The organism is Corynebacterium sp. c7Ub_26 (assembly GCF_053760365.1).
In genome coordinates this window covers 765,753-786,658 of record NZ_JBSNBL010000001.1, presented here as the reverse complement: position 1 = coordinate 786,658, position 20,906 = coordinate 765,753, and the positions used below count along the sequence as shown (strand labels likewise).

Genomic DNA, 20,906 nt, shown 5'->3' with positions numbered 1-20,906 from the left:
GTGATGAAAGGATTTGATCGTGACCTCTGATAACGCACCCCACGTACTGGGAGGCGATTCGAGTTTTCCCTCCGAGTATCTCCCTTCCTCAGCCAATGAGAATGTCCGTCAACTAGCCGACGCAGGCACGTCGGTGTGGCTCGATGACCTTTCTCGGGACCGTCTGACCTCTGGGAACCTGGTCGAGCTCATTGCCGACGCGGGAATCGTCGGCGTGACGACGAACCCGGCGATCTTTTCGGAAGCCATGACTGTTGGCACCGCGTATGACGACCAGTTAGCGACCCTGAGTTTGCAGGGGCATTCGGCGTCGGAAGCGGTCTTTGACATGGCTATCGACGACGTCCGTGATGCCTGCGAAGCCTTCAAAGATGTATATGAGGCATCGCGGGGTCAAGATGGACGCGTATCTATCGAGGTCGACCCTCGTTATGCACATAATCCCGAGAAAACGGTGGCACAGGCTAAAGAGTTGTGGGATCGTGTGGGCAAACCCAACGTGATGATCAAAATTCCTGCCACAAAACAGGCTCTACCGGCGATTACGGATACTATCGCCGCGGGAATTAGCGTGAACGTCACCCTCATTTTCTCAGTGGAGCGATACAAGGAAGTCATCAAGGCCTTCATCGACGGTCTTGAACGTGCCCAGTCGGCCGGCAAGGATCTGTCCTCTATTCATTCCGTGGCTAGTTTCTTCGTCTCTCGGGTCGATGGTGCCGTCGACCATAAACTTGCTGATATCGCACCAACCGCATCCCGCGATGTAGAAAAACTTAAGGGGATGGCGGGTATTCATAATGCGCAGCTAGCTTATGAAGCATTCCGTCGTGTTTTCGGAGGCGACGACGTTGAGACCAGCGCCGCTGTCAATAACGACGATCTCTCGTCGGAGGCTGAGCGTTGGCAGAAACTTGCGGGCGCCGGGGCTAACGTCCAACGGCCGCTATGGGCGTCGACCAGTGTAAAGAATCCTGATTACACGCCTGCGTTGTACGTCACTGAGCTTGCCGGTGCTTGCACCGTCAACACCATGCCAGAGGGGACGCTGGACGCTCTCCAGTCTGATGGTGGTGTTCACGGGGACGCGCTCACGGGCACGGGAAATGACGCCCGAACATATTTTGACGACCTTGAATCACTGGGCATTGATTTCGCTGACGTGGTGAATGTGCTTGAGGATGATGGCGTCGCTAAATTTGTGGATAGTTGGAATGAATTGATCGCCAATATTGATTCCCGCTTATCCAGCTAACCACTCAGCGAGTTGTTTACCAGAAATAGCTGTTGCTCCCCCAGCATGGTGACACTGCCGAGTCGGGGTCAACCAAGGACCTGATGAGAAAGGCATGGACAATCGACCGTGAATAATCCCAACGCGGCCGCCGCGTCACACCGGCAGACCTACACCCCAGAAGGAGAAACCGACAACGACGTGAACAAAGGTCATGCTGCGGCTCATCAGGAGCCGTCCGCCGAAGAACAGCTCAACCGGGTGACAGTGGAGTCCAATGAAAACCTGCTGGAAACTAGCGGTTTTCCCGATAACTGGACTAATCCGCTCCGCGACCCCAGGGATAAAAGGATGCCCAGGATCGCGGGACCATGTGGGCTCGTCATCTTCGGGGTCACAGGCGATCTAGCACGAAAGAAACTCCTCCCCGCGGTATATGACCTTGCCAACCGCGGTTTACTCCCCGCGGGATTCACCCTCGTGGGATACGGCCGTCGTGACTGGACCAAAGAAGATTTCATTAAAAAGGTGTACGACGACGTTCGCGCGGGATCTCGTACCCCCTTCAGACGATCGGTATGGGAACGTCTGGCCGAGGGGCTGATCTTCGTCAAAGGCACCTTTGACCAAGACGAGTGCTTCGATGCGTTGGCCGAGACGCTGGCGGAGGTCGACCATACCCGCGGCACCGCCGGGAACTGGGCCTTTTATCTCTCTGTGCCTCCTGCCTATTTCCTGAACGTGTGTCACCAACTTCAACGCTCGGGTCTCGCTAAAGATAGTGCTGGCGGTTGGCGGCGCGTGGTTATCGAGAAACCTTTTGGTCATGATGAGGAATCAGCTCGGGAACTTAACCGCATTGTCAACAGTGTTTTCCCTGAACGGTCAGTTTTCCGTATCGACCATTATCTGGGCAAGGAAACAGTTCAGAATATTATGGCGCTGCGCTTTGCGAACCAGCTGTTTGAACCTTTGTGGAGCGCATCCTTTATCGACCACGTCCAAATCACGATGGCTGAAGACATTGGCCTAGGCGGACGGGCTGGTTATTACGATGGCATCGGCGCTGCGCGGGACGTCATCCAGAACCACCTCATCCAGCTTCTTGCGTTAATCGCAATGGAAGAGCCCCTGGCCTTCACGCCCCGCGATCTGCAGACTGAAAAGATAAAGGTTCTGAGAGCCACCAGTGCTGTTCCCCCGTTCTCTAAAACGACAGCCCGGGGCCAGTACACCGCAGGATGGCAGGGCTCTGAATTTGTCGGCGGTCTTCGCGATGAAGAAGGATTTGCCGAAGACTCGAAAACTGAAACCTACGCGGCCTGCACATTGGAGATTAACTCTCGACGCTGGGCGGGCGTCCCATTCTATTTACGCACCGGCAAGCGATTGGGCCGACGAGTGACGGAAATCGCTTTGGTGTTCAAAGATGCGCCCTATCTTCCTTTCGATGCTGATGAGACGACTGCTCTTGGCCCCAACGCGGTTGTTATTCGTGTGCAACCCGACGAGGGAGTTTTGATGCGCTTCGGCTCGAAGGTTCCCGGTTCCGCGATGGAAGTTCGTGATGTCAACATGGACTTCGCCTACTCGGAAGCGTTTACTGAGGCATCCCCCGAAGCCTATGAGCGTTTGATCCTGGATGCTCTCTTGGATGAAGCTAGCCTCTTCCCCACCAATGAAGAGGTGGAGCTCTCGTGGAAGATCCTTGACCCCATCGTCAAATATTGGGCTGAACGAGGACGCCCTGATGACTATCCGGCGGGAACGTGGGGCCCTGAAAGTGCTGATCGCATGCTTTCGCGGTCAGGACGCACCTGGCGGCGCCCGTAAAACTATCTCACCGCTCGTCCTCACATCACACGCTCAATTTTCAGGGAATGAGAAGACCGACGCATGATCATTAACCTCCCCAATACAACAACCCGCGACATTTCTAAACGCCTCGTCACCGTCCGTGAGTCGGGTGGCGAAGTCACGACCGGCCGTGTACTCACTTTGATCATCGTCGCGTCAATTAACGACGACTACGAAACGTTTATTACGGCGGCAAATGAAGCCTCACAGGAGCATCCTTCTCGTATTCTCGTGTTGCTTACGGATGATTCCTCCTCGACCGCGGGACCATCTGATAATGATGACACCGGAAATTCGCAGACTGAGCTTGCGGACTATGAGAATCTCGAAGAGTTTGAGCGCGCTCTCGACGCGATGCCCACCACCGCGCAACCCGAAAGGTCCGACGAGGAAACCGCGCAGCCAAGTGTCACAGACGACGTAGCGTCCAGCGGGCGCGTTGATGCCGAAATACGTATGGGTGGCGATGCTGGTGCCGCTGAAGTCGTCGTCATGAAGTTGTATGGCGCCGTTAGTCAACATCTCGCCAGTGTTGTGATGCCAATTCTGCTGCCAGACACTCCGATTGTGGCGTGGTGGCCGGCCAGCCGTCCCCCGGTCCCTGCGACCGATCCGATCGGTCGTCTTGCCGGCCGACGAATTACTGACTCTTTATCGTCAAGTATTGAGGACGGAATCTTTAGGTGCCGATCGTCGTATGCGCCCGGCGACTCTGATCTTGCCTGGTCACGTATAACGCAGTGGCGTGGAATTTTAGCGTCGGCACTGTATCAGCCTCCGTTTTCTCCCATCCGCGGAGTGACGATTGCTGGTCCATCGGAAGACCCGAGCGTTGATATAGCCGGTGGATGGCTTGCGGACCGTCTAGGAATGAATGTCACCCGTGAATCCACGGACTCGCCCAAGGTACCTCTTGATTCCGAAGGGCGACCTACTATCGGCGTGCAAAGCGTGACGATCCATCGTGATAGTGGCGATCTGATCCTCCGCACCTTTAGCGCACATACGCTGACGATCACACGCGAAGGATCAGGCCGCGAAAGTCGCGTCGCCCTCACGAGACGCGGAACAGCTGACTGCCTCGCGGAAGAGCTGCGTCACCTTGACCCAGATGTCATCTATGCACAAGCTCTCCGAGGGCTATTCAGAGTTCACCGCGTCGATGCTTTCGATTCAGACGAGTCGTACGCACCTGACGACGCGAACGACAGTGACGTCGAAGCAGACCGTGAATAGGTCGTCGGCAGTGCAATAAACCTCACCGTTGTGTGATAGACCGCAAGAAGAAAGGCGTATGGATGAGCGAAAAGGCTAGTTCTGATTCAGATGTCCGCATCGTCGCGTGTGCAGATCAAGCAGAAGTGGCTATGCGAGCAGCACGGGACGTTGAAAACGTCATAGTCAGTATTCAGGAAGGGCGTGAGGGCGCTAGTAACACCACCGGGGTTACCCCGGATGGGTACGCCCGGCTGGTGGTCACGGGTGGAAGCACGGGTATCGCGGTCCTCCACCAGCTGTATATCGATAGTGAAGCCGGTAACGCTGGTATTGACTGGCACCGCGTCCACGTGTTCTTCGGTGATGAGCGCTGGGTTCCAGCAGATCATCCGGAGCGGAATGACAAACAGGCAGCAGAGGCGCTCTTCAGCAACATCGATATCCCGCAGGAGAATCTCCATCGCTTCCTTGCCCCATCATCCGACAGTGCGTATGGAGAGACCGAAGGATCTCACAGTGGAAACGTTGACGTCGCGGAGCTCAAGGACGCTGCTGCATCGTACGCGGACGCCATCAATACGTACGCTCCCGATGGATTCGACATCCACCTCTTAGGAATGGGGCCGGAAGGGCACATTAACTCCCTGTTCCCCCATACGCCTGGGTTGACGAGCGAAGACACCGTCGTATCGGTAACTGATTGCCCCAAGCCACCGCCCACGCGTTTATCGCTAAGCCGTCGCGCGCTGAATTCATCGACACGTGTGTGGTTCGTCGTTGCGGGTGAAGCTAAAGCTGAGGCCCTTTGGCACGCAGTCTCTGGCGACGATGCAGACATGTGGCCAGCTGCGGGCGCACGTGGGCAAGAAGATACTGTCGTGTATGCCGACGCACCGGCCCTATCTCAGCTACAGGGCTCATCGTCATAGGTCACCAAAAATTGCCGACGTACAGCGCATCCCCACTCGGTCTGAATAAGGATTGCGTTGTCTGTCGGCAAAAATAAGTAGGCCCTTCGCGTGAATCGCGGGAGGGCCTCTTTTACGCGGCGTTGTGACCGTTGCTAGATTTCATCGACCGCTGGATTCCACCCACCATAAGCTCGTAAAGGCTGGGAAAAACGTGGAGTGCTAACCGTCGATGATTATCCGTACGCCTGAAGAAGATTCAGGCCGATCACTGCAGCTAACCAGATAATTGCGCAGAAGATAGTAATGCGGTCGAGGTTCTTCTCTGCAACCGTCGATCCCGAAAGATTGGATTGCATTCCGCCACCAAAAAGGCTGGACAGTCCGCCGCCCTTGCCTTTGTGCAACAGAACGAACAGCCCCATGAGCAGGCTGAACACAACCAAAACGATTTGCAACGCGAGATGCATTGGTGTGGGTGCTCCAATCAGGAAGTAATGTCACCGACCGTTAATAACCACACCAGTGTAACGTACTGGCGCCGTGGAGTGAACGTGCCCCACTCCATGTGTCACATGAAGCCGCAACACTGGGTTGCGTAAGGCCCACGAGATTCGTTCGCGGACAGGGGAAGGCATAATAGGGATTGTGAGAACTCGAGCTCGCCTACTTTCTTTGACGGATCACTTTCATGCTGCAGCTCAGGGGGTTGGAGTAACCGTACATGCCATTGCCGACGCGCTCATTCGTCGGTTGCATCTTCAGCGGGTGGTAGGTGCACTTCCTTTTATTCCGCCTGGGCTACGAGCTGCTCTCGGCTACTTGGTTCCGCTGAAGCCGGCGGATCTTCCAGAGCGCCTCCCCCATGTACACGCGCATAACGACAGTTCCCACAGGTTTCCTCTCCGCGAGGCCCTCCTCCGCGGCTTTGCCTCAGTGGAGGCTGATGCCACTCTGTACCGCGGGCGATTTCTTCTGGGCCACAGTGTTTTGGAAAAAAGCCGGGGCCTGGATTTAGAAAGGGACTATCTCGAACCACTCGCCACTATGGCGCGACTGGGACCTCTCTTCCCCACCAGAAACAATGACGCCAGCAACGCCCCCGCAACGTCACAACCAGGTAATGAGGACCCCGTTTATGTCCACGTTGATATCAAGTCAGCCGGGCTCCCTGCGTTGAAACAGCTCGAAGCTATCGCGTCCCGCTACTCGGATGTACTGAGTGAATGGACCGGGGAAAAGTATATTCCTCGACGTCTGACTCTGATTGCGACCGGAAATAGCCTGAGGGCAGCCGATGAATGGTGGACGCAGCCAGCAACGAAGGACCACCATCGTCGGGTATTCCTCGATGGTCGTCCGGAAGATTTAGATGCCTGCCCCCCAACGTGGCTTATGCCCATAGTGAGTACGGACTTCACGCATTTCTCGGCGTGGCGGGGTTTCCGCGCTATCGCGGCCTCGGAAGAAGCTGCAGTGAGGGAATTCGTGTCTTCCGTACATGAGCAAGGACGGCAGGCACGGTTATGGGGTATCCCAACATGGCCCTACGCTAACCATGCACGAGTGAGCCGGTGGCTCCTCAATGCCGGACTCGATTGGGTGAGTGTCGACAATTTACGAGGAGCACACCGGCTCATTCATTCGGCGCTCTAGCGCTAACTAGCTTGAGCACTAACTAGCAACTAGTGCCGCAACCCGCCTACTCCGGAGCTACTCACTCCGAGTAGGCAGATGAGGTCTTAAACGCTACCGTCGGCAGCGAGGGCAGAGAGCTTAGCGAAGTCTTCACCATCGAGTGAAGCGCCACCAACAAGTCCACCGTCAATATCCTGCTCAGCAATCAGTTCAGAAACATTGCCCGTCTTCATAGAGCCGCCGTACAAAACGCGGATTGAGGACGCCGTCTCCTCGTCTGTCAGCTCGGCGAGGGCACCACGAATAGCGTGGCACACTTCCTGTGCATCCGAGGCAGATGCGGTCTTACCCGTTCCGATCGCCCAGATGGGTTCATAAGCGATAACAGACTTTGCGATTTCGTCCTTGCTCAACCCGGCAAGTGACTCCTTGACCTGGTCGACGACGAAGGAAACGTGCTTGCCAGCCTCGCGAACGTCCAGAGACTCTCCTACACAAACGATCGGGGTCATACCGGCGTCGAGAGCCTTCTTAGCCTTCGCAGCAACGATCTCGTTGGTCTCGGAGTGGTAGTCGCGGCGCTCTGAGTGGCCCACGACGACCCAGGAGCACCCCAACTTGGACAGCATCGACGGTGCGATTTCACCGGTGTACGCACCGGAATCGTGGGTCGAGATGTCTTGAGCACCATAGGTGACGCGCAGCTTGTCCCCATCCACCAAGGTCTGCACCGAACGAATGTCGGTAAACGGAGGAATGACCGCGACATCAACCTTGTCGTAGTAGTCCTTGGGGAGTGCAAAAGCGAGTTTCTGAACCACGGAGATGGCCTCAAGGTGGTTGAGGTTCATCTTCCAGTTACCAGCAATAAGTGGTTTACGAGCCATGAACAGTCCTTTCGTACAAAGGTGAGCCCCGGGTCAACAGTGATGTCGACCGGGGAATAGAAATTCGCCTAGCAGTCGAGTGCTTAGCGGTCGAGTACAGCAACACCCGGAAGGGTCTTGCCCTCGATGAGCTCCAGTGAAGCTCCGCCACCTGTGGAGATGTGGGAGAACGCTTCATCAGCGAAACCAAGGTTACGGACGGCGGAAGCGGAATCGCCACCACCAATCACGGAGAATGCTCCGTTCTTGGTTGCCTCGGCAATGGCTTCAGCGAGACCCTTGGTGCCATTAGCAAATGCTTCGAACTCGAACACCCCCACTGGGCCGTTCCAGAAAATGGTCTTGGCCCCGTTCAGACGCTCGCCGAAGGTCTTAATCGACTCTGCGCCAGTGTCCAGGCCCATCCAGCCGTCTTCGATACCGTCGGCAGATACCGTCTTGTGCTCGGTGTTCGCATCAAATTCCTTGCCGACGACGATGTCTGACGGCAGGACGATCTTGTCCGAGTATTCGAAGAGCAGGTTCTTGCACTCGTCGATCATGGACTCTTCGAGCAGGGAGTCTCCGACGCCGTAGCCCTTAGCCTTGAGGAATGTGTAGCACATCCCACCACCGATAATGAGGGTGTCCACTTTCGGCGCGAGGGCTTTAATAACTCCGAGCTTGTCGGAAACCTTCGATCCGCCGAGGCAGACCGCGTAAGGATGCTGAGGATCATCCGTACACTTCGAGAGCTGCTCGAGCTCCTTCTCAACGAGGTAGCCGACGTAGGCCGGCAGTTTCTTGGCGACGTCGTACACGGAAGCTTGCTTACGGTGGACGACTCCGAAGCCGTCAGAGACGAAAGCGCCATTATCGCCCGTCAGAGCTGCGAGCTCAGAGGCCAGTTCCTCACGCTCAGCGTCGTCTTTGCTCTTCTCACGAGGATCGAAGCGAACGTTTTCGAGGAGCAGAACATCGCCATCATTGAGGCCGTTGGCACGTTCGTGGGCGTCTTCGCCGGAAACATCCGATGCCAGTGCAACGTACTGGTCTAAGCGCTGAGACAGGGCCTCAGCAACAGGTGCCAATGAGAATTGGGTGTCCTGCGGTGACTTCGGCCGTCCTAAGTGAGCCGCAACGATCACACGCGCTCCCGCTTCAGTAAGGGCCTTGATCGTCGGGAGAGATGCGTCGATGCGACCGGGGTCGGTAATGACCTTGTCCTTGAGCGGAACATTGAGATCGGCACGGACGAGGACGTGACGTCCCTCGACACCTTCCTTGAGCAAATCAGCGAGTTTCTTTACTGCCATAACAACTCCTCGTTAGTTTTATTGATATATAAAAAGACGGGCCGACGGCGTGCCGTGGCACAGCCCCCGGCCCGCTAGTTCACTCGGGCGAGTGGAGGATTAGAGACGCTGTCCGATGTAATCGGTCATGCGAACGAGCTGGTTGGAGTAACCCCACTCGTTGTCGTACCAGGAAACAACCTTGACTTGGTTGCCGAGAACACGGGTCATATCAGAGTCGAAGATCGAGCCGTGGGGGTTGTGCTGGATGTCAGTGGAAACCAGCGGCTCGTCGGAGTACTCGAAAGCAACGCTGAGCTTCTCGTCCTCGGAAGCCTTCTTCATCGCAGCGTTAACTTCCTCGACGGTGACGTCCTTCTTCGGGACGAAGGTGAGGTCAACGAGCGATCCGGTCGGTACCGGTACGCGAACAGCGAAACCATCAAGCTTGCCGTTGAGGTCCGGAAGAACCAGTCCGACGGCCTTAGCAGCACCGGTGGTGGTCGGAACGATGTTCAGAGCAGCGGCACGGGCACGACGCAGGTCCTTGTGAGGAGCGTCATGCAGGCGCTGGTCACCGGTGTATGCGTGGACGGTGGTCATCAGGCCGGACTCAATGCCGAAGGCATCGTCGAGAGCCTTAGCCAGCGGAGCCAAGCAGTTGGTGGTGCAGGATGCGTTCGAGACGACGGTCATGTCGTCGGTGTATTCCTCGTGGTTGACACCGTAAACGAAGGTGCCGTCAACTTCCTTACCAGGAGCCGAAATAATGACCTTCTTGGCGCCTGCCTCGATGTGAGCCTTGGCAGCCTCGCCCTTGGTGAAGAAGCCGGTGGATTCGATAACGATATCGGCGCCTAGCTTGCCCCAGTCGAGGTTCTTCGGGTCCCGCTCTGCGGAAACCACGATGCGGTGGCCATCAACGGTGATGGACTCGTCATCGTACTCGACCTTCGCGTCCAGCGGTCCCATGATGGAGTCGTGCTTCAGAAGCAGGGACAGGGTGCGGTTATCGGTCAGGTCGTTGACGCCAACAACCTCGATGTCTGCACCCTGCTCACGGATAGCGCGGTAGAAGTTACGGCCAATCCGACCAAACCCATTAATACCGACACGAACGGTCACGGTAATTCTCCTTAGCTATGTAGCTGTCTAGGTTAAGGACGTAATCAGGCGATCTACGTATAGCCTTTCCGTCCTTGCACTGACTACTTTACAGCTGAACTGAGATATATGCAGCAGTCAGAGCAGAATGAGACAAACAACACTTTTGCATAACCGGACATTGGATCCCACGAAACGGACATGAACGCACATTTGGTGCTTAGCAACGGAGCTCTAGCCGCACAAAAGAGCCAGTGACGCGACTAATCCTCGTCAAAAAGGTCGCTTGTGACGGCAGAAAAAGTATCAGGAACTCCTAATTCGGCTGCTCGTCTATCCGCCAAAGACAGCAGACGCCGAATCCGTCCCGCGATGGCGTCCTTGCTGATCGGAGGATCGGCTAGTTCACCGAGTTCTTCAAGCGACGAGTGCCGATGCTCTGTGCGCAACCGCCCGGCAGCCGCAAGATGCTCCGGGATGTCATCGCCCAGAAGCTCAGTGGCGCGCTGAACTCGGGCCGCTGCAGCGGCAGCAGCGCGGGCTGAGCGTCGTAAATTGGCGTCGTCGAAATTCGCCAACCGATTCGTCGATGTATGGGCCTCACGACGTTTGCGCTGCTCGTCCCATTCGATCCGTGTGCGATGAGCCCCCATCCGGCTTAACAAAGCACCGATAGCGTCCCCCTCGCGAACCTGGACCCGCTCTGCCCCTCGGACTTCACGGTTCTTCGCGGCAATACCTAGTCGACGTGCACAGCCAATCAAACCGATGGCGGCCGCGGTCTGCGGCGCGATCACCTCGAGTGCCGACGACCGGCCCGGCTCCGTCACCGACCCCCGAACCAAGAACGCACCACGCCACGCTGCTTCACAATCGACAGCTGTTCCGTGAACAATTCGCGGTGGAAGCCCCCGGACAGGACGACCAGCCCGATCCAAAAGACCAAGACGTCGCGCAACGTCCAGCCCCTCGCCCCGACGGTTCCACTCAACCTCAAACACCGGTTTCTTGGATGATTGCGTGCGGTCCGACACAACAGCGTGAATGTCATACAGATCGACAATGTGTTGACGCGCCCGCTCTGCGACGTCGGACGAATCGACGTCCAACGAAACCACCAATGACTCCGGCGACCGACCAGGGTTATTGTCGCCCAGTCGAAGCTTGCCAGCGAAGCGGATCATCGCGCCGACTTCGGAGCGTCGAGCATTAGACGCAGTGACCGTGGTACCGGCGATTTCGGCTTTAATATCGGCTGTTAAACCCACGCTACTTGGTTCTCCTTACCGATGTTCTCCTTACCGATTTTTGTTCCTGAGCTGCCGAATACACCTCAGACAGTACGCGGGCCAACTTCCTCGGAGAATGGGTGCTCAGCCACCGCCCTTGTTCATCATCATGGCGTACATCGCCAATGGTCAGCTCAGCACCGAAATTCGCGGCAGCGCGGCTCAGGTGCATGCGCTCTCGTGTTCCCGTCACCGAATGTTCGTCGACAATCACGGTATCGAGCGAAAGATCCTGACAATGTTGTTGAAGCATGTGGAGGTGTCGCTCAACGGTGAAGCCCGGGGTCTCCCCTGGTTCCGCAACGAGATTAACGACGACAACCTTATGGGCTTGGGTCTCCTGGAGGGCTTTCACAACGTCGGGAACCAAAATGTGAGGAACCACGGACGAAAACCAGGATCCCGGACCTAATGTCACCACGTCGGCGTTCATGATTGCGTCGATGACAGCGGCACTGCTCGGCGGATTATCGGGGATCAACTTCACGCGTCGGACCTGGCCCAATGTTGTCGCCACGGCGACCTGGCCGCGCACCGGAGATACCACCCGAGGATCGTCCTCCAGCCCGGCGACCTCGGCTTCAATATCCAGGGGCTCTGGACTCATAGGAAGCACGCGGCCACGGATGCGCATGAGTTTCGCGACCTCAGCTAATGCCTCAACCTCATCCCCCATCACGTCAATGAGCCCTTGAATGATGAGGTTTCCGACCGCATGGCCGGCCAAAGCGCCGCGTCCACCAAACCGGTGCTGGAGGACGCTTTCCCACAAGCGGCCCTCGGGATCATCAGCTGCTAACGCGGCTAAGGCCATTCGCAAATCGCCCGGCGGGATTGAGTTGAACTCCTTACGCAGGCGTCCTGACGAACCACCATCATCTGCCACGGTGACGATTGCCGAGACATCATCAGACAAGGTCCGCGCTGCTCGAAGCGTCGCGAAGAGTCCGTGTCCACCACCTAAACACGCCATCCGTGCGATATGGGATAGCTGCGTCGGAGGGTTTTCCGCAGAAGAGTCATCGTGAGAGGACTTGTCCTTATTAGCGTGAGTCAAGTGTTCGTCGCTCATCGATGTTTGAGGAGAAGCAGTATTCATACAAACTCAATTCCAATAATGATTACTCGGTTTTATGACATCAACGGCTAGCGCCAGAGTGACCTAGTCACGGTCAAAGTCGCGGTGGGTCACGGTGACATCGTCACCTTGAGCACGTAAGCGTCGAGCAATCTCCTCGGCTACGGCAACGCTACGGTGGTGGCCGCCGGTGCATCCGATAGCCACCGTCGTAAAGCTCTTCCCCTCTTGTTTGTAGCCTTCCTGCATAACGTTGAACATGTCCACAAAGGAATTAATGAAACGGTCAACATTTTCATGGCTGAGGACATAATCAGCGACTTCATGATCGGTTCCCCGGAATTCTCGCAGATGAGGAACCCAATACGGATTGGGGAGAAAACGAACGTCGAGAACGATATCGGCATCGCGAGGAATCCCGTGCTTAAAACCGAACGACTGAATAGTGACATGCTGGACATTCGAGTCAAGCGCATCAAAACAACGCTCAATTTCTCGACGCAGGTCATGGACAGAAAAGTTGGTCGTATCAATGACTATGTCGGCTTGATCACGAATGTCCTCCAGCACCTCACGCTCGCGCGCAATCCCCATGTGGAGAGTATCGGTGCCCTGGAGCGGGTGCTTGCGGCGGACTGTATCGAACCGCTTAATGAGCGTCTCATCGTCGGCGTCTAAGAATATGATGATCGGCCGTCGGCCATCTTCTTTTAACGACGACAGCACGTCCCCGAGTGACCCTGCAAAATCGCGCGACCGCACATCCGTGACGATCGCCAAGCGCTCGATCGGCGAGTCAGGAGAGAACGAGAGCTCAACCATGCGCATGATGAGCTCCGGCGGCAGATTATCGGCAACATACCATCCCATTTCTTCTAGGACGTTCGCTGCGGATTGCCGGCCTCCCCCAGACATGCCAGTGATGAGGACCAGCGAATTTTCGGCCACATGGTGTGGACTTTGGTCCTCAGGAGAAATCCCGTGTGCTGGGGTGATATCCGTGGCAGCTGTACTCGAAGAACGCGCAGAGTCAGGCATACTCATCACTTTACTTGTTTTGGTTCCTATTTTTCGGGGTGGAATCTTCTGAGACGCTATTCGTCCCGTCAGAATCCTGGTCCGACTTTCCGTGGAGGCCCTCATACACCAAGGCAGCGAGTGCCGGACCGATGCCATTAGCAGTTGTCAGATCATCAATACTCGTTTTTTTAATCTGCGCCACACTGCCGAATGTCTTTAATAGATCAGCTTTGCGCTTTTCACCCAGTCCGGCGATGTTATCCAGTTCTGATTGGCGCAGCCGGCCGGTCCGTCGCGACCGCTGATATGTGATTGCCACGCGGTGTGCCTCATCACGGATATTTTGGAAGAGGTACAAGCCCTCGGAACGACGCGGCAAAATCACCGGAAATTCCTCATGCGGTAGCCACACTTCCTCGAGGCGTTTCGCAATACCGCACAAGGTGACGTCGGTAATTCCCAACTCATCTAACACCTCTTGAGCAGCATTAACCTGCGGCGCGCCACCGTCGACAACAAGAAGCTGAGGAGAATACGCAAAACGCTTCGCCGCTGACGGATCGGCCAGGTCAGCATTGGTGTCAACCTCAGCCACTTCAGACGGAGCCAGCTTGCTTTCCTCAGCCGCGATGCTATCCGCCACCGCACCGTCGTCGGGAACTTCTGTGGAACCCTTCTTGTACCGCAAAAATCGTCTGCGAACTACTTCTTTAATACTTGCAACATCGTCGGAATGTCCCTCCCCTGCTGCTTCCTTAAGCTTATAGCGGCGGTAGTCCGATTTCTTCGGGGCCCCATCTTCGAAAACGACCAGAGAAGCCACGACGTCAGTGCCCTGGAGGTGAGAAATATCGGTGCACTCGATGCGGAGCGGCGGCTCTGCCATGCCCAAGTTTTCTTGGATTGCTTCGATGGCAGCGCTACGGGCTGTGAGGTCCCCGGTTCGCCGCAGTTTGTGCTGGTGGAGGGACTCGGCAGCATTACGAATGACGGTGTCCATGAGGGCTCGTTTGTCACCACGTTGAGGAACGCGAATGTCAACGTGCGCACCCCTCAGCCCCGACAAATACTCACCGATCTGCGCGATGTCCTCGGGCTCCTCCATAACCAGGACCTCACGCGGTACCGGTTGTCGAACGTCGTCGAGAACCCTGGAGCCCTCAACAGCTGTCGTCTCTTCTACGGTCTCCTGAGCGCGCTCGACTTCATCGCTGTAGTACTGCAGCAAAAACTCACGGATGAGCGCGCCAATGGAATCCTCTGAATCACCACTGCGTTCCACGACCCACGCACGTTGACCGTGGATTCGCCCCCGTCGAACAGTGAAAATCTGGACAGCGGCTTCAAGTTCATCTGCAGACACTCCGATTAGATCGGTATCTGTGTCCTCGGGGAGCACAATGGCTTGCTTTTCGGACACAGCTTTTATCGCTTCAATGTCGTCGCGAAGATGGGCGGCTTTCTCGAAATTGAGTTCCGTAGCTGCCGCTTCCATATCAGCCGTCAGACTCTTAATGATGTCACGGGAATTACCTGCAAAAACAGAGCACAAGCCGGTAATTAGCTTCCGGTGGTCTTCCTCAGAGATGCGCCCAATGCACGGTGCAGAACATTTGTCGATGTAGCCCAAAAGACAGGGCCGCCCCAGGAGTTCGTGGCGGTGGTACACGCCTTTCGAACAGGTCCTGACGGGGAAAACTTGAGTGAGTGATTCGAGGGATTCTCGGACGGCCCATACTTTGGGGAAAGGACCGAAATAGCGCACGCCTTTCCGGCGAGGTCCACGGTAGACCCAGGCACGGGGGATTCGCTCCCGTTGAGACACCGCGAGCATCGGGTAGCTCTTATCGTCCCGGAAGACCACGTTGTATCGCGGGTTAAACCGCTTGATCCAGGTGTATTCGAGGTTGAGAGCCTCATCTTCCGACGCCACCACTGTCCACCGAACTTGGGACGCGGCAAACACCATTTGGCGCGTTCGCGGGTGGAGATGCTCGGGTGTTTGGAAGTAGTTAGATAACCGAGCCCGAAGATTCTTTGCTTTTCCGACGTATAACACGCGGTCTTCTGGATCCCGGAATGTATATACTCCCGGCTCGGTGGGAATGGTCCCTGCCGCCGGGCGATATGTGGCGGGATTGGCCACAGGCTAGTCCTCCGGAAGGTAGGCGTCTTCTAGTAAGCGGAAATTGTTCACGGCGTCGACAACTCGATTACCGTCGGCAACTTGGAAAGCCCACATGGACACGAACTCGAAATCAGGGAGTTCTAGACGTGCAGTGCGCGAGTTTTTCGGAAAACTTAAACCGTGCACGATCTCCCACGGATAAAACTGGGGGTTGAGGAAATTGCGTACCTCGACGCCGTCTTTATTGACGCGGACCCGCGGGCGTAGCCCCAGCATCCATATTCCCGAAAAGATAATGCCGATCCCGATAAACGACCATTGATCAACAGTGGTCACTGCCGCACCTGTGTAACCGAGACGGACGACCAGGGCCATGAAAATGTGAATGGCCATGATGACAACGACGCCGGCCCAGGTCCACTGCTTTAATTTTGTGGACGTCACTACGAGTTCCCATGGTGCGGTGCTCGTGGTGGGCGTGCCATATGCGAGGTAGTCCTCAGACATGTTCGTTTCGCTCACACCATTACTCACGGCTCCGACCCTACCTTTTTTCTTCACTGTTACCGAATCAGTGCTCGGCATGGATACTGTTCGTGGATACTGCCTCTGTAGTCAGAACACCGCGGGGTTACTCTTTTAATCCACCTTTAATCCTCGGCCATGCTTTTTAGTGTTTGAGCAGTATGAATGGCAGCGATCATGGCCTCAGCGCCTTTATTTTCATGCGCTGTCGGGCCACCAGCCCTGTCGACGGCTTGTTCATGGGTGTTGCAGGTCAGAACGCCATTGCCGACGGGTGTTTCTGTCTCCACGGCAATTTTCGTCAATCCGTATGTCACCGCGTTACACACGTGATCAAAGTGAGGCGTTCCCCCTTGGATGACACAGCCCAGGGCGACGACAGCGTCATACGCTCGGGTGGCTTTCTTGACGACGACGGGGATTTCGAGCGCACCGACGACCGGAATGACGGTGACCTCCGCCCCGGCTGTCTCCCCTGCTTGACGTGCCTGAGATGCTAATTCATCGGTAATGTCTCGATTCCATTCCGAGACAACGATGGCGACACGGAGTCCGTGTGCAGATCCGGGTTCGATGGTGATGGTGGGGCCTCCCTCGCCACTCATGAGTCATTCCTTTCAGTGGTATGTGCGGTGGTGACATGCGGTGACGCGAGTTGATGGCCGCGTTCACGGCATGGAGATGGGTATAAGACCTAATGCGCCGTTATTCCGGCGGGGTGTCAGACGGTTCGGCGTGACCCGGCGTATGAGCGGCCTCCCAGGCATTCAAACTAGGTAAATCGTGGCCCATTTTGTCGCGCTTAGTGCGAAGATAATTGAGGTTTTCGGGGTACACATTGACCTCGATACTCCGACGACCGCTGATTCGTAAGCCATGCCCCTTCAGCCCCGCTCGTTTCGTCGGATTATTGGACAAAAGAATCATGGATTTAACGCCGAGATCGGAGAGTATGGCGGAACCTGTTCCGTATTCACGCGCATCAGCTGGCTTCCCCAGTTCAATATTGGCGTCAACTGTGTCGTAACCGTCATCTTGCAGCTTATAGGCCTGCAACTTGTTCAGAAGACCAATGCCCCGGCCCTCGTGACCGCGCATATAAAGAACGACGCCACGCCCCTCCTTGTACACCTCTTCCATCGCTTGATGGAGCTGATCGCCGCAATCGCACCGGCGGGATCCAAAAACATCTCCGGTGAGACACTCAGAGTGGACTCTCACCAGGACATCTTCCCCACCGTTATCAGAGGGATCACCGACGACGAGCGCTACGTGCTCGAGTCCATCAATGACGTTTCTATAACCTATGGCGGTAAAACGGCCATACGACGTCGGAAGTGTGGTCTCCACAACGCGCTCAACAAGCTGCTCCGTGTTCCGTCGGTAAGCGATGAGCTGATCGATGGAGATCATCGTGAGCGAATGCTCGTCGGCAAACCGACGTAGCTCGGGTCCCCGTGCCATGGTGGTGGGGTCTTCCTCGCTCACTACCTCACAGAGCGCACCGGCTGGATTGAGGTGAGCCAGTCGCGCGAGGTCGACGGCAGCCTCAGTATGCCCGGCGCGAACAAGGACTCCTCCTGGTCGGGCTCGAAGAGGGACCACATGGCCGGGTCGTGTGAAATCCGCGGGGCCGGAATCAGGAGATGCGAGCAGCCGAATCGTGTGCGCGCGATCGGTGGCTGAAATGCCGGTGGTTCCGCCTTCTGCCGCGTCGACAGTTACTGTATAAGCTGTGCTTTTCTTGTCCTGGTTTCGCGTAACCATGGGCGGGAGATCGCACCGGTCAGCGTCCTCATCAGTCATGCCGACGCACACATACCCCGACGAATACCGCACCATGAACGCGAGCGAAGCCGCGGTAATACGATCGGCGGCGATGATCATATCGCCTTCGTTTTCGCGATCCTCGTCATCGACGACGATCACCGGCTTGCCTGCTGCAATGTCGCGGATAGCCTCGTCAATGGTGTTGAGCTGGATATTTCCCCGGTACGTATGTGAATTTTGAGGATCAGAGCGTTGGGCGTGGGAGTGACTCTGGGGTTCTGCGAGGTCGCTCTGGTGTGTAGTCACGGCGTGTTGTTCCATCGTCTTCTCTTGTTTCCGTCTTCTATTATTTCGACTGCTGAGCTGTTGGGCCGGTCACCGCGTGGAGATAACCACCGACATTGGCATTGCGTTCGATGTATTTGGCGACAATATCGACCTCGATATTGACCTGGGCATCCGCTGCGAGCGAGCCGAGGATCGTGTCCCGCATGGTGGTGGGAATTAATGAGACCTCAAACCACGGGTCGGCAGTATCGGGAGGTGCTACCGCGGAGACGGTGAGCGATGTCCCACTAACCGCGATCGATCCCTTTTCAACAACATATCGAGCTAGATTCGACGGAAGACTGAAGCGGAAGACCTCCCATTTATCGTGAGGGTCTCGTGAGAGTAACCGGGCTGTTCCATCGACGTGGCCTTGAACTATATGTCCCCCGAGACGCTGTGATGGTTGGACTGCCCGTTCAAGGTTGACCTGGTCACCGGGGTGAATATCGCCCAAAGTCGTGCGATTAAGCGTCTCACCCATGACGTCCATGACGACCGCTGTTCCCTCATGACCAGCGTCCGTCAAGCACACACCGTTGACTGCGAGTGAATCGCCCTTGGAGAGGGTATCGGTGACTCCTGGTGCGTCAATAGTAATCCTGATGAAATCGGGGGTATTTCGTTCTTTGTTCGACGACGATGCCTCAGCCTGATCTGAGGGCGATTCCGCTCCCCGATCAATAGCGACGACTGTTCCGAGAGCTTCAACGATGCCTGTAAACACGATTGCCATTCTATCTTTCTGTGTCTGTCTTTCGGTGCTTAAGCATTCCGATAATGCTCAGGGCGATTTACTCTGACGACCCCTCAGCCTGCCGGTGAGCGTCGATGAGGAGATCAGGACCGCGCTGACTGATGTGTTCAATGGTGAAGTCACGTCTGTCGGTAAGCGTTGATACGTGAGGAATGTGTATCGCGGGCAACCCGGAACCAAGAATGCTCGGTGCAACATACCAGTGAATGTGGTCAACAACCCCCTGCTCGAGCGCAGCGGAAGCCAACGTCGGCCCGCCTTCAATGAGGAGATCGACGTACCCCTGCTGGGTGAGCTCCTGAATGACGTGAGGTAGATCGTGGGTATCAAAGTGCTGCGACCGTGCGTGTGCGAATATCTTTGCTTCCTTCGCAATCGAGCGCGAACCAATAATCACGTGATCGGGCTGATGTGCATAGAGTGTCCCGTCCGGTTTCCGAGCCGTCAAGCGCGGGTTATCGGCTATCACGGTCCCCGTTCCGACGATCAGCGCATCGCGGGTAGCGCGGTCGCGATGAACATAGTTACGAGCCTCAGCAGAGGTGATCCACTGTGATGTTCCATCAGGCGCGGCGACTCGGCCATCCAACGTGGCCGCAACTTTCAGAGTGACCATTGCCCGGCCAGTATCAACCCGATGCAGCCAGGAACGCAGCGCGCCACGACGCACCTCATCAGCACGAAAGCCACCAATGACAGCGAGACCCGCATCGGTTAATACCTCATGCCCGCCATGAGCGATCGGGTTCGGGTCTGGCACCGCATACACGACGGTAGATATCCCTGCGGCAAGGAGCACGTCAGTACAGGGGCCAGTCCGGCCCGTGTGAGCACACGGTTCCAAGGTGACGATGGCCGTGGCGCCGGCTGTCGCATCGCCGGCATCGCGAACCGCCATGACTTCCGCGTGCGGACCGCCCGCCGGTTGTGTATGCCCTTGGCCAATAATTCGCCCGTCGGCATCAATAATGACAGCTCCTACCGGCGGATTTGGGCTGGTCATCCCCTTGGCTTCCCGCCCAAGTTCGGCAGCCCGATCCATGGCATGCGCGATAACGCTCACAGGATGTCGGCCGATCATCTCACCGCGGGATGGCGTCGACTCGTACATTACTTTTGATGCCCGGCGAGGTGCTGAGTTCCGTGGTCCGCCGACGAATACCCGGCACGCGCATTCTCACGAAGTTCATCAATGGCAGCGTTGGGGGAATCGGCTTTATACACCGCCGATCCAGCGACGAAAACATCAACACCGGCTTCGGCGGCGCTAGCAATGGTGTCGGCGGAGATTCCACCGTCTATTTCAATGAGACAGCGACCGTCCGCACTCTCGTCGCTCGTTTCCTTACCCCATATCTGATCAATCCGTTGACGCAGAGCGCGTACTTTGTCGAGAACCTCGGGCATAAATTTTTGGCCGCCGAACCCGGGCTCCACCGACATGACGAGAACCATGTCGAACTCCTCGAGGTGCGCCAGAACCTCGTCAACTGGTGTTTTCGGCTTAATACTGATCCCGGCGCGAGTACCTGCCGCCCGCAATGCTCGTGCCAACGCGATAGCGGCGTCGATATCATCGACCGCTTCGGCGTGGAAAGTGACGGAATAGAAATCGGCGTAGTCGGGAGCCCATCGTTCGGGATCGTCAATCATCAGATGGCAATCCAGAGGGAGTTGAGTTTCTCGCGCAACTGCTTGCGCAACGGGCAACCCGAAACTGAGATTCGGCACGAAATGACCATCCATCACATCCACATGGATCCAGTCAGCGTGGGAAACCGCGTCAAGGTCCCTCGCGAGGTGCGCAAAGTCTGCTGAAAGGATCGATGGGGCGATAAGTGGGGCAGCCTGTGCTGATACCCCAGCGGATGGTTCCAGTCGTGATGTCATAG

Annotated in this window: 19 protein-coding genes; 5 read left to right on the top strand and 14 right to left on the bottom strand. The window is 56.4% G+C overall.

Annotated elements, in window-relative coordinates:
• Positions 1–19: 19 nt before the first annotated feature.
• From tal to pgl, 4 genes are all read left to right on the top strand, one after another.
• Entirely contained in the window at positions 20–1,255 is a 1,236-nt protein-coding gene (gene tal, locus ACWORE_RS03375; RefSeq protein ID WP_455302552.1) for a transaldolase, read from the top strand.
• 330 nt (positions 1,256–1,585) lie between these two features.
• Positions 1,586–3,067, top strand: a complete 1,482-nt coding sequence (zwf, locus tag ACWORE_RS03370) for a glucose-6-phosphate dehydrogenase (protein WP_455302623.1) — start codon at positions 1,586–1,588, stop codon at positions 3,065–3,067.
• 63 nt (positions 3,068–3,130) lie between these two features.
• The gene (locus ACWORE_RS03365) at positions 3,131–4,327 is read left to right on the top strand and encodes a glucose-6-phosphate dehydrogenase assembly protein OpcA (protein ID WP_455302550.1); all 1,197 of its coding nucleotides are present in this window, start codon (positions 3,131–3,133) and stop codon (positions 4,325–4,327) included.
• Positions 4,328–4,389: 62 nt separating this feature from the next.
• Positions 4,390–5,238, top strand: coding sequence for a 6-phosphogluconolactonase (gene pgl / locus ACWORE_RS03360; RefSeq protein ID WP_455302548.1), 849 nt, complete (start codon positions 4,390–4,392; stop codon positions 5,236–5,238).
• Positions 5,239–5,453: 215 nt separating this feature from the next.
• Here pgl and secG read toward each other — a convergent pair whose 3' ends face one another.
• Complete coding sequence (gene secG / locus ACWORE_RS03355; protein ID WP_455302546.1) at positions 5,454–5,687, bottom strand: preprotein translocase subunit SecG; 234 nt, start codon at positions 5,685–5,687, stop codon at positions 5,454–5,456.
• Positions 5,688–5,865: 178 nt separating this feature from the next.
• Here secG and ACWORE_RS03350 point away from each other — a divergent pair, with 178 nt between their 5' ends.
• Entirely contained in the window at positions 5,866–6,873 is a 1,008-nt protein-coding gene (locus ACWORE_RS03350; RefSeq protein WP_455302545.1) for a hypothetical protein, read from the top strand.
• A gap of 86 nt (positions 6,874–6,959) precedes the next feature.
• On the opposite strand, the gene tpiA is transcribed toward ACWORE_RS03350, so the two are convergent.
• The 13 genes from tpiA to rpe all read right to left on the bottom strand — a co-directional run bounded on the left by tpiA (position 6,960) and on the right by rpe (position 20,904).
• The gene (tpiA, locus tag ACWORE_RS03345; protein WP_296135609.1) at positions 6,960–7,742 is read right to left on the bottom strand and encodes a triose-phosphate isomerase; all 783 of its coding nucleotides are present in this window, start codon (positions 7,740–7,742) and stop codon (positions 6,960–6,962) included.
• 83 nt (positions 7,743–7,825) lie between these two features.
• A complete protein-coding gene (locus tag ACWORE_RS03340) occupies positions 7,826–9,037 on the bottom strand; it encodes a phosphoglycerate kinase (RefSeq protein ID WP_455302543.1) in 1,212 nt (403 codons plus the stop codon).
• Between the two features lie 99 nt (positions 9,038–9,136).
• Positions 9,137–10,141, bottom strand: a complete 1,005-nt coding sequence (gene gap, locus ACWORE_RS03335) for a type I glyceraldehyde-3-phosphate dehydrogenase (protein WP_296135612.1) — start codon at positions 10,139–10,141, stop codon at positions 9,137–9,139.
• Positions 10,142–10,383: 242 nt separating this feature from the next.
• Positions 10,384–11,388 (bottom strand): DNA-binding protein WhiA, encoded by a 1,005-nt coding sequence (gene whiA / locus ACWORE_RS03330; RefSeq protein WP_455302541.1) that lies wholly within the window; start codon positions 11,386–11,388, stop codon positions 10,384–10,386.
• 1 nt (position 11,389) lies between these two features.
• Positions 11,390–12,508, bottom strand: coding sequence for a gluconeogenesis factor YvcK family protein (locus ACWORE_RS03325; RefSeq protein ID WP_455302540.1), 1,119 nt, complete (start codon positions 12,506–12,508; stop codon positions 11,390–11,392).
• A gap of 63 nt (positions 12,509–12,571) precedes the next feature.
• A complete protein-coding gene (gene rapZ / locus ACWORE_RS03320; RefSeq protein WP_455302539.1) occupies positions 12,572–13,525 on the bottom strand; it encodes an RNase adapter RapZ in 954 nt (317 codons plus the stop codon).
• Between the two features lie 10 nt (positions 13,526–13,535).
• Entirely contained in the window at positions 13,536–15,653 is a 2,118-nt protein-coding gene (gene uvrC, locus ACWORE_RS03315) for an excinuclease ABC subunit UvrC (RefSeq protein ID WP_455302537.1), read from the bottom strand.
• Positions 15,654–15,656: 3 nt separating this feature from the next.
• Complete coding sequence (locus ACWORE_RS03310; protein ID WP_406604574.1) at positions 15,657–16,220, bottom strand: PH domain-containing protein; 564 nt, start codon at positions 16,218–16,220, stop codon at positions 15,657–15,659.
• A gap of 65 nt (positions 16,221–16,285) precedes the next feature.
• Positions 16,286–16,765, bottom strand: a complete 480-nt coding sequence (gene ribH / locus ACWORE_RS03305; RefSeq protein ID WP_455302535.1) for a 6,7-dimethyl-8-ribityllumazine synthase — start codon at positions 16,763–16,765, stop codon at positions 16,286–16,288.
• Between the two features lie 100 nt (positions 16,766–16,865).
• Positions 16,866–18,251, bottom strand: coding sequence for a bifunctional 3,4-dihydroxy-2-butanone-4-phosphate synthase/GTP cyclohydrolase II (locus ACWORE_RS03300; protein ID WP_296135619.1), 1,386 nt, complete (start codon positions 18,249–18,251; stop codon positions 16,866–16,868).
• Between the two features lie 25 nt (positions 18,252–18,276).
• Positions 18,277–18,984 carry a riboflavin synthase gene (locus ACWORE_RS03295; protein WP_406604576.1) on the bottom strand — a complete coding sequence of 236 codons (708 nt, stop codon included), beginning with the start codon at positions 18,982–18,984 and terminating at the stop codon, positions 18,277–18,279.
• A gap of 67 nt (positions 18,985–19,051) precedes the next feature.
• Complete coding sequence (ribD, locus tag ACWORE_RS03290; protein WP_406604577.1) at positions 19,052–20,125, bottom strand: bifunctional diaminohydroxyphosphoribosylaminopyrimidine deaminase/5-amino-6-(5-phosphoribosylamino)uracil reductase RibD; 1,074 nt, start codon at positions 20,123–20,125, stop codon at positions 19,052–19,054.
• Complete coding sequence (gene rpe / locus ACWORE_RS03285; protein WP_455302532.1) at positions 20,125–20,904, bottom strand: ribulose-phosphate 3-epimerase; 780 nt, start codon at positions 20,902–20,904, stop codon at positions 20,125–20,127. Before rpe ends, ribD begins: the two co-directional genes overlap by 1 nt.
• Positions 20,905–20,906: the final 2 nt, after the last annotated feature.